Raw genomic sequence first — 14,478 nt, 5'->3', positions numbered from 1 at the left:
CTGACGAAGGCGGACGAAAGGGTTTTCTTGCGCGACACCGGATCAACAAGCGGACCAAGCGACGGCGACGTCGTTCTGGGTGACGACTGGGTTGCACCTCACGACCCGGAAACGGCGAAGCTGCGCGCCAGGCGGGCGCGACGCGGGATGTTCCTGTTGCGCCGCTCGCCGCTGACGCGGAAGATCATTGTCTTCAACCTGATCGCATTGTTCATCCTCGTTGCGGGGCTTCTGTATCTCGACAATTCCCGTGATGAGCAGGTTCTGCAGCGGGCGCGGGCGTTGGCCGGGGAAGTGGAACTGGTCAGCAATGTGTTCGAGGCGCAGATCCGGGATGGCTCTCCGACCAATCTGACCACGGGCGACGGCATCGACGTCAAGGAAACTCTCGCGGTACTGGGCCTGCGGGACGGGGTCGAGGTTTTTGTGTTCGACCTGTCCGGAAACCTGGTCGGATGGACGAAAGGCGCGGGCCGTGTCCCTGCGCTGACAACGCTGGGCAATCCGGATGACGGGCGCACGATCATCAGCGACGGCCTGAACGTCGTCTGGACCGGGGTTTCCTCGGTCTTCAGCGGCGCTCCGAAAGATCTGTCGCCCCCGCTGGCCGATCAGATGAAGGCGATGGTGCCGGCGGCCCTCAAGGGTGAGGCGCAAGTGCAGGCGATCTCGGATGCCGAAGGCGAAACCGTCATCGTAGCGACGACTCCGCTCTTGCAGGATGGTGTGCCCATTGGTGTCGTGGCGATGGCGGGGCCCGCAGGGGAGATTGACGCGCTGACACGCCAGGAGCAGGAGCGGGTGCTGCAGATGTTCGTCGTCGCGCTGCTGGTTTCGATCGGATTGAGCCTCGTTCTGGCTTCGACCATCGCCAACCCGCTGGCAGATCTGGCTGCCGCCGCCGAAATGGGCAACGACCGCGGCGCCCGGCATTTCAGCGCGGGCCGCATTCGGATCCCGGACCTGAGCGCGCGCCCGGACGAAATCGGACGCCTGAGCAAGGCGCTTCGGAGCATGGTTTCCGCGCTCTACAATCGGATCGACAGCAACGAGCAATTCGCCGCGGACGTCGCGCACGAGATCAAGAACCCGCTGGCAAGCCTGCAGTCCGCCGTCGGAACGCTGCGCGTCGTCAAGCGCGACGATCAGCGCGAAAAGCTGCTGGAGGTGATCGAACATGACGTGCGTCGCCTCGACCGTCTGGTCAGCGACATCTCCAACGCCTCCCGGTTGGATGCGGAATTGGTCAAGGAGGACGAACAGGCCTTCGACCTGTTGAAGCTGCTGAGGAACCTCAGCCAGTATCTGGGCGAGGATGCAAAGGCCAAGGGCATCGACTACATCACCGACCTGCCGTCTGACCCGATCATCATCAACGGGCTCGAGGCGCGTCTGGCGCAGGTTTTCGTGAACCTGATCACGAACGCCATTTCCTTCTGCGAAGAGGGCGACGCCATCCGGGTCTGGGCGCGGCGTCGCGCGAACCGGGTGTTGGTCGTGGTCGAGGATACCGGCCCCGGCATTCCCGATCAGGCCCTTACCAAGATCTTCAAGAGGTTCTATTCGCAACGTCCGCCAGAGCATTTCGGAAACAACTCGGGTCTGGGTCTTGCGATCTCCAAGCAGATCGTCGAAGCGCATGGCGGCGTGATCTGGGCAGAGAACATCCGTCCGACCGAGGCGGACATCACGTCCGACCCGCTGGGAGCGCGGTTCGTGGTCGGCCTGCCGGTCTGAGCCATGGGCGCGGATGCGTTGATCGGGACGGAACATCTCGATAGTGCCACCGTTCATGCGAGTTGCATTGCACTGGATGGGAAGGCCCTCCTCATCGTGGGGCAGTCAGGATCGGGCAAATCCGAGCTTGCCCTGCAATTGATGGCGTTTGGGGCCGATCTGGTGGCCGATGACCGGGTCGATCTTAGGCTCGAAGGAGGGCAAGTGATGGCTCGCACGCCGCAAGCCATTGCAGGCCTGATCGAAGCGCGCGGCATCGGCCTTTTGCGTGCGCGTCACGCCGGACCTGTTCCATTGGAATACGTGGTAGATCTCGACGAAGCCGAAACGGCGCGCCTGCCCGAACCGCGGGAAATCCGCCTGCTGAGACAATCTTTTCCCTTGCTTCGCGCGGCCAAAGCACCACATTTCGCCGCATCCCTGATCCAGCTCCTCAAGATGGGGCGAGTTGAAACCGAATGGCCCAACGCATGAGCAGCCAGAGGCGCATCGTTTTGGTCACCGGTCCTTCCGGCGCCGGGCGTTCGACCGCCATTCACGTACTCGAGGATCTGGGGTTCGAGGCGATCGACAACCTGCCCATGGGGTTGCTGACCCGTCTGCTCGAAGGCTCTGATCCGCAGCGCCCAATGGCGCTGGGCATCGACGCGCGCAACCGGGATTTCTCGACCATCGGTTTCCTTGAACTGGTGGCCGGGCTCGGCCGGATGGCCGAGATCGACCTGACCACCCTTTACCTGGACTGCAGCGAAGACGTCCTGCTGCGCCGGTTCTCGGAAACCCGCCGCCGGCATCCTATGGCACCCGAAGCAAGCCCCGAGGTGGGAATCCGGCAGGAAAAAGAGCTGCTGCAGCCGATACGCGAGATCGCCGACACGTTGATCGATACCAGCAACCTGAACGTGCACCAGCTGCGGGAAGAGATCGAAAGATGGTTCGCACCCGAAGGCGGCCGGCACCTGGCGGTCTCGGTCGAGTCCTTCTCCTACAAGCGGGGCTTGCCGCGCGGGCTGGACATGGTGTTCGACTGCCGGTTTCTGGCCAACCCATACTGGAAACCCGAACTGCGCGAGGCCGACGGTCGAAACCCGGACGTGGCCGCCTATATTCAGAGCGACCCGAATTACGAACCATTCGTGGAAAGGGTCGTGGAGCTTTTGAAGCTTCTGTTGCCGGCCTTCCGGGCCGAAGGCAAAGCGCATCTGTCGGTGGCCTTCGGCTGCACCGGAGGCCAGCACCGTTCGGTGTCCTTGGCGGAAACCATCGCAAAGGCCCTTGCGGAAGGGGGGCAGCAGGTGTCAATAAGGCACCGCGAAATTGAGCGCCGTTTGGCGAAGGTGAGGCCGGATTGATCGGGATCGTGATCGTAGCGCATGGTGGGCTGGCCAAGGAGTACCTGGCGGCCATGCAGCATGTCGTGGGCCAGCAACCCGGGCTGGTGGCTGTGTCGATCGAGGCCGACCACGACCGTGAGGCAAAGCAGCGCGAGATATGCGCCGCCGCGGATCAGGTGGATACCGGTGACGGTGTCGTCGTGGTGACGGATCTGTTCGGGGGAAGCCCGTCAAACCTGAGCCTTCTTGCCTGCGCGCCGCCCGATCGCCGCATCCTCTATGGTGCCAACCTGCCGATGCTCATCAAGTTGGCCAAGAGCCGCGACCTTCCCGTAGGTGAGGCCGTTCGCCAGGCGATGGAGGCCGGCCGAAAATACATCAACACGCAAAACGTAACATTGGATTGAGAGCGGACTTTATGGACATGGCCACCCGCCGTCTGAAGATAATCAACGAAAAGGGCCTGCATGCCCGGGCTTCGGCCAAGCTCGTAGAGGTCGTCGAGGGCTTTGACGCCACGGCAGAGGTGTCAAAAGACGGGCTTTCGGCGTCCGGAGACAGCATAATGGGTCTTTTGATGTTGGCAGCGTCGCGCGGCACGACTATTGACGTCGAGACCTCGGGGCCAGATGCTGAGGCGCTGGCGGATGCGCTTGAAACCTTGGTGAACGAAAAGTTCGGGGAAAGCTACTGAGCCGACCGTCCGTGTGAAACTTGAAACTGGAAGACCAAGAATTGGCTGAAACCGCGGATAACAGCAAAGCTGGTTCGATGGTGGGTGACACCGGAACGCAGGGCGAGATCTACGATCGCCGGACCCTGACCTATGCGAATTCTTTCGATGACGCGTGGACTGCGACGGCGATCCGCGCCATCGAATGGTGCACCGGCAAGCTGACCATTCTTCGGATGGTCAGCCAGTTCGAGAAGAAGAACGAACATTACCGGGGGCAGAAGTTCTGGGGCGGCGCGCTGGAGACCATGGGGATCGACCTTCTGACGCCGGCGGAACAGATCGCGCATATCCCAAAAGAGGGCCCGGTCGTGGTGGTGGCGAACCATCCGCACGGCATGGTGGACGGCATGATCCTGGCCGAACTGATCGGTCGGGTGCGTCAGGATTACCGGATTCTCACGCGCTCGGTCCTGACCGGTCTCGACGAGGCGGCGACCTCGTTCATGATCCCCGTTCCGTTCCCTCACGATCCCGAAGCGCAGGCGAAGATGCTGGAAATGCGCAGCAAGGCCATGGCGCATCTTGGCGATGGTGGCGTCGTCGCCTTGTTCCCCTCGGGGGTGGTGATGTCTTCGGACACATGGTTCGGACCCGCGCTTGAACGCGACTGGAACGTCTTTACCGCCAAGATGATCAGGCGATCCGGCGCGCGCGTCGTGCCCATCTTTTTCCCCGGATCGAACTCCCGCTGGTATCAGATCGCGAACAAGCTTTCTCCGATCCTGCGGCAGGGATTGCTGCTGCACGAAATCGTCAGATCCTGCAACAAGCCGCAATCACCGGTCATCGGCGAGCCGATCCCGGACGAGGACATGAAACTTCTGGAGCGCGACCCCCGCGGCTTCATGGCGTGGTTGCGCGACCACACCCTGTCCTTGGGGCAATCGCCCAAGGCCTGAGCCGCGCCTTCATCTGGCGAAAAATATCCCGGGGGTGAGCCCGGATGAAATCCGGGCGAGGGGGCTGGCCCCCTCCCGTCGCTACCGGGTCGGTACCGGCACCTCGCCGCGATAGTCATAGAACCCGCGCTGGGTCTTGCGGCCCAACCATCCCGCCTCGACATACTTGGTCAGCAGCGGACAGGGGCGGTATTTGGTATCGGCCAGCCCGTCATGCAACACGTTCATGATGGCCAGGCAGGTGTCCAGCCCGATGAAGTCGGCCAGTTCCAGAGGCCCCATCGGGTGGTTCGCCCCCAGCTTCATCGACTGGTCGATCGACTGGACGTTGCCCACCCCCTCATACAGCGTATAGACCGCCTCGTTGATCATCGGCATCAGGATCCGGTTCACGATGAAGGCCGGGAAATCCTCGGCGCTGGCCGCCGTCTTGCCCAGCCTGTCTACCACCGCTTTACAAGCGTTGTAGGTCTCTTCATCGGTGGCGATGCCGCGGATCAACTCCACCAGCTGCATCACCGGCACCGGGTTCATGAAGTGGAACCCCATGAACCGCTCGGGCCGGTCCGTGCGGCTGGCCAGGCGCGTGATCGAAATCGACGAGGTGTTCGAGGTCAGGATCGTGTGCGGCTGAAGATGCGGCTGCAAATCTTCGAAAATGGCCTGCTTGATGGTTTCGCGTTCGGTCGCGGCCTCGATCACCAAGTCGGTCTGTCCCAGATCCGGCAGGTTCAGCGTGGTCTTGATGCGCCCCAGCGCCGCTTCCATCTCTTCTTCCGTGATTTTCCCGCGCGAAGCCTGCCGGGCCATGTTCGCCCGGATCGTCTCCATTGCGTTGTCCAGCGCTTCCTGGCTGACATCGGTCAGCAACACGTCATATTCCGCCAGTGCCATGACGTGGGCGATCCCGTTGCCCATCTGACCCGCGCCTATCACTCCGACCGTCTTAATTTCCATCTTTTCCGGTGCCTTTCCCCAAGGGTTGCCGCGACCTTACTGGCAGGTTGGGGGCGGCGGCAAGGGTCCGCAGTCTCCCCAATTTGCTTCAAATGAGCGCATTAGGGGAATCGCAACCCTCGCGGCCCTAGCGTGTTCATCGGTTCACAGTTCATGGGCGGTTGGCATGAGTTATGACAGACCAAGTGCCGAGGTGCCTTCTGACCCCTTGTGCACATACGGAGCATCCAGATTGCAGTTCCGCGGGCCGCGGCAGTCTTTGGACGGCCCGTACACCGCGTGCCTTGGCGGAACCGAGACTTTCGGCCGTTTTGTCGGAGAACCGTTCCCTGCGTTGCTGGAACAGAGAATCGGCCGCACCTGCCTGAACCTGGGCAGCATCTGCTGCGGGCTTGAGGCCATGTCCGGTGATGAAACGCTGATCGAGCTGGCGAATGGGGCCGAGGTCTGCATCCTGCAAGTTCCAGGGGCGCACAGCCTGTCGAATGACTTGTTCCGGGTGCATCCACGTCGAAACGACCGTTTCCTGGCACCGACTGAAATGCTCAGGGGATTGTATCCAGAAGTCGACTTCACCGAGTTCCATTTCACACGGCACTTGTTGGGGCGACTTCACGCCTTGGCCGACGCGCGTTTCGAGACGGTCTTGGACCAGCTGCGAAATGCGTGGAGCGAGCGTTTGCAGGATTTGATCGCAAGGTTGCAGGTGCCGGTCGTCCTGTTGTGGCTCCGCTATGAGTCCGGGTCAAAATCCGGCGCTCCAGACGCTCTCGGCACCGAGCCGCTTCTGGTGGATTCCCACATGGTCTCGCGCCTGCGTCCCGCCTGCGCGGCGATCGTCGAAATCCCGGTCAGGGCCTCGGCCGAGTCGCACGAGCTTGAGGACATGTTGTTCGGTGTTCTCCAGCAGCCTTCGGCCGAGCATCTGATCGGCCCCGCGACGCATCGCGAGATATCGGAACGGCTCTATCGAGCTCTGATGGACCTGTCATGACAAAGGCCCGCCACCTGGGCGGGCCTTCGCGGAATTCCTTGGGGGCGGGCCTTTGCCCGTCCCGCCTCAGAGTTTCTCGGTCAGTTCCGGCACGGCCTGGAACAGGTCGGCGACCAGGCCGAAGTCCGCGACCTGGAAGATGGGTGCTTCTTCGTCCTTGTTGATGGCGACGATGACCTTCGAGTCCTTCATGCCGGCCAGGTGCTGGATCGCGCCCGAGATGCCCACGGCGATGTAGAGCTGCGGGGCCACCACCTTGCCGGTCTGGCCCACCTGCCAGTCGTTCGGGGCATAGCCCGAGTCGACGGCCGCGCGGCTGGCGCCGACGGCGGCGCCCAGCTTGTCGGCCAGGCCCTCGATCAGCTTGAAATCCTCTTCCGAGCCGACGCCGCGGCCGCCCGACACCACGATGCCGGCCGAGGTCAGTTCCGGACGGTCGCTCTCGGCCACCTTGTCCTCGACCCATTCCGACAGGCCCGGGTTCTCGCCGACCGACACGGTCTCGACCGGGGCCGAGCCGCCTTCGCCGGCGGCGTCGAAGCTCGAGGTGCGGATGGTGACCACCTTCTTGGCGTCGTTCGACTTGACCGTCTGGATCGCGTTGCCCGCGTAGATCGGGCGCTCGAAGGTCGACGCGTCCACGACGCCCGACACGTCCGAGATCACCATCACGTCCAGCAGCGCGGCAACCCGCGGCATCACGTTCTTGGCGTCGGTGGTGGCAGGGGCGACGATGTGTTCGTAACCGTCCGCCAGGCTGACGATCAGCGCCGCGGTCGATTCCGCCAGGCGGTGGCCCAGCGACGGATCCTCGGCGACCAGCACCTTGGACACGCCGTCGATCTTGGCGGCGGCCTCGCCGGCTGCGGCGGCAGAGCCACCGGCGGCCAGAACGGTCACGTCGCCCAGTTGCTTGGCTGCGGCCACGGCCTTGGCGGTCGCGTCCAGCGCCAGTTCACCATTGTTGACTTCAGCGAGAAGAAGAACAGCCATCACACAGCCCCCGCTTCCTTGAGTTTCTCGACCAGCTCGTCAACCGAGCCCACGATGATGCCCGCCGCGCGTGCCGGCGGCTCTTCGGTCTTGACGATTTCCAGGCGCGGAGAGACGTCGACGCCGTAATCGGCGGCGGTCTTCTCGTCCAGCGGCTTCTTCTTCGCCTTCATGATGTTGGGCAGCGAGGCATAGCGCGGCTCGTTCAGGCGCAGGTCCACGGTGACGATGGCCGGCATCTTGACCGAGATGGTCTGCAGACCGCCATCCACCTCGCGGGTGACCTTGGCGGTGTCGCCCTCGATGTTGAGTTCGGACGCAAAGGTGCCCTGGCTCCAGCCCAAGAGCGCCGACAGCATCTGGCCGGTGGCGTTCATGTCGTTGTCGATCGCCTGCTTGCCGCAGAGCACCAGGCCGGGCTGCTCTTCCTCGACCACCTTGGCCAGGATCTTGGCAACCGCCAGCGGCTCGATATCGGTGTGCACGTCATCGGCCGCAACCACCAGGATGGCGCGGTCTGCGCCCATCGCCAGCGCGGTGCGCAGCGTCTCCTGCGCCTGCTTCACGCCGATCGAGACCGCCACGACCTCGTCGGCCTGGCCCTTCTCTTTCAGGCGGATCGCCTCTTCGACCGCAATCTCGTCGAACGGGTTCATCGACATCTTGACATTGGCGAGATCGACACCGCTTCCGTCCGCCTTGACGCGAACCTTCACGTTGTAGTCAATCACGCGCTTGACAGGCACAAGTACCTTCATTTTTGCGTATGCTCCTTACAAAAACGGCAAGCCGCGTCGCGACTCCACCAATGCTCTCGAGGCGTTTGATAACGGGTCACGCGGCTTCGCAACAGGGCAAAATCGTCACGTCATGGTCCTGAGACGTCGCGTTCCGACATTTTTCGACCGCTAAACGCAACAAAGTTTCGTCCCCTCACCACCGTTTCTTTCAGCGATTTGCCCCCGGAACCCACAGCACGTCGTCCTCGCCGCCATTGTTGGCGCAGCGGGCCGCGACAAAAAACCAGTCGCTGAGACGGTTGAGATACCGCACGGCCACCTCGTTCACCGCTTCCACGCTCGACAGTTCCACCGCCTGCCGTTCGGCCCGGCGCGCCACGGTGCGACAGACATGCAACTGCGCCGCCAGCGGCGAACCGCCGGGGAGGATGAAGCTGCGCAGCGGCTCGAGCGTCATGTTCATCGCGTCGATCTCGGACTCGAGCCGTTCCACCTGCTCTGCGACCATGCGCAGGGGCGGGAACTCGGCCTCGTCATCCTTGTCCATGTCGGGCCGGCACAGGTCGGCCCCCAGATCGAACAGGTCGTTCTGGATCCGGGCCAGCGCCTCATCGAGGTATTCGTCGATTTCGATGGCCTCGACCCGGGCGACGCCGACAAAGGCGTTCAACTCGTCCACGGTGCCGTAGGCCTCGACCCGGTCGGAATATTTCGCGACCCGCTCGCCGTTTCCAAGGGCGGTCTGGCCGCGGTCTCCGGTGCGGGTATAGATCTTGTTCAGAACGACCATGCGTTACATCCCCTGACCACGCAGATAGACGTAGAGCACGATCAGCACCACGGCAATGAACTGGAACAGGATGCGCAGGCGCATCATCTTGTTGCTTTTCTTGGCAGCGGCCATTCCGCCCTTGCCGAAATTCGAAATGCCGATGGCCAGAACGACGACGACCGCCGCCATGGCCAGCAACAGGATCACCATCAGCAGATCCATGTAGTCCTCGTGCTGGTTTCGGGTTTCATTTGTGCCGGTCTAGCGTCTGGGTGGGTGAAAAGCGAACCCTTATTTCCGATCAGACGCCGGAAAGGATGCGGTCGATGGCGCCCGTGGGCAGAACGCGGCGCAGATAGCCCGCGACATAGGTCGGCGTGGTGACGTAGTAACGAGACCGGGGGCGTTTTGCGCTGACGGCATGGGCCAGCTTGTCGGTAACCGCCGATGGCGGCAGCTCGAATCGGTCCGGGCCGGATCCCTCGTAAAGCCGTTTCAGCAGCGAGTTTTCATATTTCTCACGCAGTGCCGAGTTCTCCCAGTCGATGAAGCGTTCGAACAGCGGGATCGCCTTTTCGCGTAGCTTCGAGGTGATGGGACCGGGTTCGATCAGAATCACGTGGATGCCGGTGCCGCGCAGTTCCAGCCGCAGGGTGTCGGTCAGCCCTTCGACCGCGTATTTCGTCGCCACATAGGCCCCGCGCCATGGAAAGGCGACCAGACCCAGAACCGACGAGTTCTGCACGATCCGCCCATGCCCCTGCGCCCGCATCACCGGAATCACCTGCCGGGTCAGCTCGTGCCATCCGAATACGTTGGTCTCGAAGATGTGGCGCAACGCCTCGGTCGGGACATCCTCGACCGCGCCCGGCAGTCCGTGGGCGCCGTTGTTGAACAGCGCGTCCAGAGTGCCGCCGGTCGCCTCGAGCGTCTGGTTCAGGCCCGTGCGGATGCTCTCGGCGTCGGTATAGTCGATTCGCGGGCTGTCAAAGCCCTGCGCCCGCAGGCGGTCGCAGTCACGTTGCTGGCGGCAGGACGCGAAAACGCGCCAGCCGCGCGCCCGCATGCCGTGCGCCGCGTCCAGTCCGATGCCCGAAGAGCACCCCGTAATGAGAATGGATTTCTGCATGTCGTTCCCAGATGTGAGCCTCTGACATAGCTATTGCGAGGCTCGGCACAGGGCAATGCCGTCGGCCGTCAGTTTGCCTTTTTGCTGACCAGAGAAGCCGCAATCCAACCCAGCTGTTGCTCGGGCAACACGCGCAGGCGCAGCCAGCCGATGCCCGGGTCGTCGAGCACCTCGACCTGGTGGCCCATGCCCAGCTTGGCGATGACCGGATAGATGGTGCCCGGACCGTTGCGCATGTTCACGCGCGTTCCGGTCACTTGCCGAATGTCCTTGACGGGCTCGGCATAGGCGGGTTCGACCTCCTGGTCGGTATCCGCTACCACGTCCTCTTGTTGCAGCCCCGCCGCCCCCTGTTCCATCGAGATCAGGGTGATCTTTGTGGTATTCTCGGCCCCGACCGCCTGATCCGCGTTCAGCCCTGCCGACATCTGGGCAAGGCTGAATATGGCCTGACCCTTCGGCTTGGTGTCTTCGTTCCCCTGAGCGTTCTGTCCGGGAGGGACCGTCAGTGTCTTGGCCGGACCCAAAGCGGCCTTGAAGACCAGCTTGTCGGGGCTTGTTTCAAAGGTCAGGGCGCGAGGTTCGGGTTTTGGAGCCGGTGCCGCAGCCACGTTTTCAGGCTTGGGAGGGCGTACGCCACGCGGTTCGAAATCAGCTCCGTCGCTCATTTCGTAGAATGCCCATGCAAGAAAGGCGAAAGTCAAAACGATCAGGCGCGTCATGGCGCAACTCCCGAAAAAAACGTGAAACAAAAAAGACGTAACTCTATGGCCGAAACTCTATGGCCGAAATATTAGCACAATCCCGCCTGCGAGTCGAAAAAACGGGGCAGGGCGGAAAGGAAATCCACCTTTGTTGCAAATGGCCGACTTGTCCCCAGCAAAATGCTTGCGGATTGCTTTACCACAAGGCTCAGGCGGCGTATCACAGCATCTATGACCGATATCGTGGATGACCCCAACATGGTGCCCCCCGAAGGCGGGGAAGAGGTGGCGGAACCGCTGCGCCGAGCAATTGGCGAGCGTTATCTGACCTATGCGCTGTCCACCATCATGCACCGGGCCTTGCCCGATGCGCGCGACGGATTGAAGCCGGTTCACCGGCGAATCCTCTACGCGATGCGCGAATTGCGACTCAGTTCCTCGGGCGGGTTCCGCAAGTCCGCCAAGATCTCGGGCGACGTGATGGGTAACTACCACCCGCACGGCGACGCCGCGATCTATGACGCGATGGCGCGTCTGGCGCAGGATTTCAACGTCCGTTACCCGCTGGTGGACGGGCAGGGCAATTTCGGCAACATCGACGGCGACAACCCGGCGGCCTCGCGCTATACCGAGGCGCGCATGACCATCGTCGCCGAGGCGCTGCTCGAAGGGCTCGACGAGGATGCCGTCGATTTCCGCGACAACTACGACGGCACGCTGCGCGAACCGGTGGTGCTGCCGGCGACCTTCCCGAACCTGCTGGCCAATGGCGCGTCGGGGATCGCGGTGGGCATGGCCACGAACATCCCGCCGCACAACATCGCCGAGCTGTGCGACGCCTGCCTGCATCTGATCAAGACACCCGACGCCCGTGACGACACGTTGCTGAACTATGTGCCGGGGCCGGATTTCCCGACCGGTGGCGTCATCGTCGAGCCGCCCGAGAACATCGCCCAGGCCTATCGCACCGGGCGCGGCTCGTTCCGGCTGCGCTGCAAGTATGAAATCGAGGATCTGGGCCGCGGCCAGTGGCAGATCGTGGTGACCGAGATCCCGTATCAGGTCCAGAAATCCAAGCTGATCGAAAAGCTCGCCGAGCTGATCCAGACCAAGAAGATCCCGATCCTGGGCGATGTCCGCGACGAATCCGCCGACGACATCCGCCTGATCCTGGAACCGCGTTCGAAAAACGTGGACCCCGAGGTGCTGATGAGCATGCTGTATCGCAACTCGGATCTCGAGGTGCGGTTCAGCCTGAACATGAACGTGCTGATCGACGGGGTGACGCCCAAGGTCTGCTCGATGAAGGAGGTGCTGCGCGCCTTCCTCGACCACCGGCAAGAGGTGCTGCTGCGCCGTTCGCGTCACCGCATGGCCAAGATCGACCACCGGCTCGAGGTGCTCGAAGGCTTCATCGTCGCCTTCCTCAACCTCGACCGGGTGATCGACATCATCCGCTATGACGACGACCCCAAGGCCGCGCTGATGCGCGAGAACTGGGGCATCGACCATGTCCGGGCCACCAGCGAGGCCGACTATGTCTCGCCCGCACCGGGCGAGGGCGAGTTGTCCGAAGTTCAGGTCGACGCGATCCTGAACATGCGCCTGCGCAGCCTGCGCCGCCTCGAAGAGATGGAGCTGATCCGCGAGCGCGACAAGCTGATGGAGGAACGCGCCGATCTCGAGGACCTGCTGGCCGACGAATCCCTGCAATGGGCGCGGATCGCCGAGCAGATCAAGGAGACCAAGAAGAAGTTCGGCAAGGATTACGAGGGCGGCGCCCGCCGCACCCGCTTTGCCGAGGCCGGCGCGGTCGAAGAGGTGCCGCTCGAGGCGATGATCGACCGCGAGCCGATCACGGTGGTCTGCTCGCAGATGGGCTGGATCCGCGCCATGACCGGCCATATCGACCTGAACCGCGAGTTGAAGTTCAAGGACGGCGACGGGCCGCGTTTCATCTTCCACGCGGAAACCACCGACCGGCTGCTGATCTTTGCCTCGAACGGGCGGGTCTACACGGTCAGCGCCGCGAACCTGCCCGGCGGGCGGGGGATGGGCGAGCCGCTGCGCCTGATGGTGGATCTGCCCAACGAGGCGCAGATCGTCGACATCCTGATCCACAAGCCGGGGCGCAAGCTGCTGGTGGCCTCGGATGCGGGCAACGGCTTTGTCGTGCCCGAGGATGACGTTCTGGCCCAGACCCGCAACGGCAAGCAGGTGCTGAACGTCAAGGACGATGAACGCGCGGTGATCTGCAAACCGGTCGAGGGCGATCACGTCGCCGTGGTGTCGCAGAACGGCAAGTTCCTGGTGTTCCCGGTCTCCGAGCTGCCCGAGATGACGCGCGGCAAGGGTGTGCGTTTGCAGAAATACAACATGGCGCGCGGTCGTCAGGGCACTCTGGAACTGGATGGCGGCCTGTCCGACCTGACCACCTTCAACTGGGAAGACGGGTTGAAATGGTCGATGGGCGGCGACAAGACCCGGCACGAGCCCGACATGACGCCGTGGCTGGCCAAGCGGGCGAGCGTCGGTAAAAAGCCGCCCTATGGCTTCCCGCGTGACTACAAGTTCTCGTGACGCCCTTGGCTGAAACAGGGGGAAACCGCCGATACGGCTTGGCACGGGCCGTATCGGTGCGCTACACCCGTTGGAAAAGCAGGCCTATCGAGACGAGAACATGTTCCGCATCCTGACCCTGATTTCCGCCTTGGCGCTGCTTGGCGCCTGCACGCAGACGCAAGAGTATGAGGCTCCGGAGGATCTGGGCGAGTTCAAGCTGCGCGTGAACTATGCCTTTGCCGACAAGGCCGTGCAGGGGCCGGTTTCGCGCGATGCGACCCCAAAGGAATGGACGGATGCGATCGAAAAGGCGATCGACCTTCGTCTCGGCCGCTATCAGGGATCGCAGGAATATGACATCGGCATCAGCCTCGAAGGCTACATGCTGGCGCCGCCGGGCGTTCCGGTGATCTACAACCCCAAAAGCACGGCCATCGTACTGGTCAACATCTATGACGTGGGCCAGAAAAAATTCCTGGCCAAGGCCGAGCAGATCCAGGTGCTCGAGGACACCACCAGCGAAAGCGCCCTGATGGGCTCGGGCCATGCCCGCACCAAGGAAGAGCAGATGAAGGGTTTGGCGCTGAAAGTGGCGGACCGGGTCGAGGAGTGGATCGCCGAGGAACACCGCAAGAACGGTTGGTTCGACAAGCGACCCGTACTGATGACACCCCTCGAAAGCGCCCCGGTGACGCAAAAACCGGCTCAAGGTTAGCGCTTTTCCCAAGGAGGTGCTTGATTTTCCCGCCTGAACCAAATATCTCGCGCGCGCAGAGGAAACCGGGACAAGTGGGTCCCCCAAACCGCAAAGGGCGCCTGAGGAATGGCAAAGGAAAAGTTTGAGCGTACGAAACCGCACGTCAACATCGGCACGATCGGCCACGTTGACCACGGCAAGACGACGCTGACCGCAGCAATCAC

At 62.7% G+C, this 14,478-nt stretch carries 17 protein-coding genes; 10 read left to right on the top strand and 7 right to left on the bottom strand.

Annotated elements, in window-relative coordinates; genetic code table 11:
• The first annotated feature begins 27 nt into the window (after nt 1-27).
• The 6 genes from AVO45_RS05690 to AVO45_RS05665 all read left to right on the top strand — a co-directional run bounded on the left by AVO45_RS05690 (nt 28) and on the right by AVO45_RS05665 (nt 4,706).
• Entirely contained in the window at nt 28-1,737 is a 1,710-nt protein-coding gene (locus AVO45_RS05690; RefSeq protein ID WP_068345074.1) for a sensor histidine kinase, read from the top strand.
• A gap of 3 nt (nt 1,738-1,740) precedes the next feature.
• Nucleotides 1,741-2,211, top strand: coding sequence for an HPr kinase/phosphorylase (locus tag AVO45_RS05685; protein WP_068344976.1), 471 nt, complete (start codon nt 1,741-1,743; stop codon nt 2,209-2,211).
• Complete coding sequence (rapZ, locus tag AVO45_RS05680) at nt 2,208-3,089, top strand: RNase adapter RapZ (RefSeq protein ID WP_082688682.1); 882 nt, start codon at nt 2,208-2,210, stop codon at nt 3,087-3,089. Before AVO45_RS05685 ends, rapZ begins: the two co-directional genes overlap by 4 nt.
• Nucleotides 3,086-3,478 (top strand): PTS sugar transporter subunit IIA, encoded by a 393-nt coding sequence (locus AVO45_RS05675; RefSeq protein WP_068344974.1) that lies wholly within the window; start codon nt 3,086-3,088, stop codon nt 3,476-3,478. The genes rapZ and AVO45_RS05675 overlap by 4 nt, the downstream gene beginning before the upstream one ends.
• Nucleotides 3,479-3,495: 17 nt before the next feature.
• Nucleotides 3,496-3,765, top strand: a complete 270-nt coding sequence (locus AVO45_RS05670; protein ID WP_068345073.1) for an HPr family phosphocarrier protein — start codon at nt 3,496-3,498, stop codon at nt 3,763-3,765.
• A gap of 77 nt (nt 3,766-3,842) precedes the next feature.
• Complete coding sequence (locus AVO45_RS05665; RefSeq protein WP_099045715.1) at nt 3,843-4,706, top strand: lysophospholipid acyltransferase family protein; 864 nt, start codon at nt 3,843-3,845, stop codon at nt 4,704-4,706.
• Nucleotides 4,707-4,787: 81 nt separating this feature from the next.
• Here AVO45_RS05665 and AVO45_RS05660 read toward each other — a convergent pair whose 3' ends face one another.
• The gene (locus tag AVO45_RS05660) at nt 4,788-5,663 is read right to left on the bottom strand and encodes a 3-hydroxybutyryl-CoA dehydrogenase (protein WP_068344973.1); all 876 of its coding nucleotides are present in this window, start codon (nt 5,661-5,663) and stop codon (nt 4,788-4,790) included.
• A 166-nt stretch (nt 5,664-5,829) separates the two neighbouring features.
• Here AVO45_RS05660 and AVO45_RS05655 point away from each other — a divergent pair, with 166 nt between their 5' ends.
• On the top strand, nt 5,830-6,657 hold the full coding sequence (locus AVO45_RS05655; RefSeq protein WP_240482078.1) for a DUF6473 family protein: 828 nt from the start codon (nt 5,830-5,832) through the stop codon (nt 6,655-6,657).
• Nucleotides 6,658-6,723: 66 nt separating this feature from the next.
• Here the strand turns inward: AVO45_RS05655 and AVO45_RS05650 are convergent, their stop codons facing one another.
• From AVO45_RS05650 to AVO45_RS05625, 6 genes are all read right to left on the bottom strand, one after another.
• Nucleotides 6,724-7,650, bottom strand: coding sequence for an electron transfer flavoprotein subunit alpha/FixB family protein (locus tag AVO45_RS05650; protein WP_068344972.1), 927 nt, complete (start codon nt 7,648-7,650; stop codon nt 6,724-6,726).
• On the bottom strand, nt 7,650-8,408 hold the full coding sequence (locus AVO45_RS05645; protein ID WP_068344971.1) for an electron transfer flavoprotein subunit beta/FixA family protein: 759 nt from the start codon (nt 8,406-8,408) through the stop codon (nt 7,650-7,652). Before AVO45_RS05645 ends, AVO45_RS05650 begins: the two co-directional genes overlap by 1 nt.
• Before the next feature lie 190 nt (nt 8,409-8,598).
• Nucleotides 8,599-9,180, bottom strand: a complete 582-nt coding sequence (locus AVO45_RS05640; RefSeq protein WP_068344970.1) for a cob(I)yrinic acid a,c-diamide adenosyltransferase — start codon at nt 9,178-9,180, stop codon at nt 8,599-8,601.
• Between the two features lie 3 nt (nt 9,181-9,183).
• A complete protein-coding gene (locus tag AVO45_RS05635) occupies nt 9,184-9,384 on the bottom strand; it encodes a twin transmembrane helix small protein (RefSeq protein ID WP_068344969.1) in 201 nt (66 codons plus the stop codon).
• 79 nt (nt 9,385-9,463) lie between these two features.
• A complete protein-coding gene (locus AVO45_RS05630) occupies nt 9,464-10,291 on the bottom strand; it encodes an SDR family NAD(P)-dependent oxidoreductase (RefSeq protein WP_068344968.1) in 828 nt (275 codons plus the stop codon).
• 68 nt (nt 10,292-10,359) lie between these two features.
• Nucleotides 10,360-11,013 carry an SH3 domain-containing protein gene (locus AVO45_RS05625; protein ID WP_068344967.1) on the bottom strand — a complete coding sequence of 218 codons (654 nt, stop codon included), beginning with the start codon at nt 11,011-11,013 and terminating at the stop codon, nt 10,360-10,362.
• A 213-nt stretch (nt 11,014-11,226) separates the two neighbouring features.
• On the opposite strand from AVO45_RS05625, the gene AVO45_RS05620 reads away from it, so the two are divergent.
• From AVO45_RS05620 to AVO45_RS05610, 3 genes are all read left to right on the top strand, one after another.
• A complete protein-coding gene (locus tag AVO45_RS05620; protein WP_068344966.1) occupies nt 11,227-13,575 on the top strand; it encodes a DNA topoisomerase IV subunit A in 2,349 nt (782 codons plus the stop codon).
• A gap of 100 nt (nt 13,576-13,675) precedes the next feature.
• Nucleotides 13,676-14,272 (top strand): type 2 periplasmic-binding domain-containing protein, encoded by a 597-nt coding sequence (locus AVO45_RS05615; RefSeq protein ID WP_068344965.1) that lies wholly within the window; start codon nt 13,676-13,678, stop codon nt 14,270-14,272.
• 108 nt (nt 14,273-14,380) lie between these two features.
• Nucleotides 14,381-14,478, top strand: a 98-nt coding sequence (locus AVO45_RS05610; protein WP_038034850.1) for a GTP-binding protein, incomplete at its 3' end; no start/stop codon positions are given.

The organism is Ruegeria marisrubri (genome assembly GCF_001507595.1).
Lineage (GTDB): Bacteria > Pseudomonadota > Alphaproteobacteria > Rhodobacterales > Rhodobacteraceae > Ruegeria > Ruegeria marisrubri.
The sequence above is the reverse complement of the archived record's forward strand: the minus strand, read 5'-3'. Positions and strand labels throughout refer to the sequence as shown.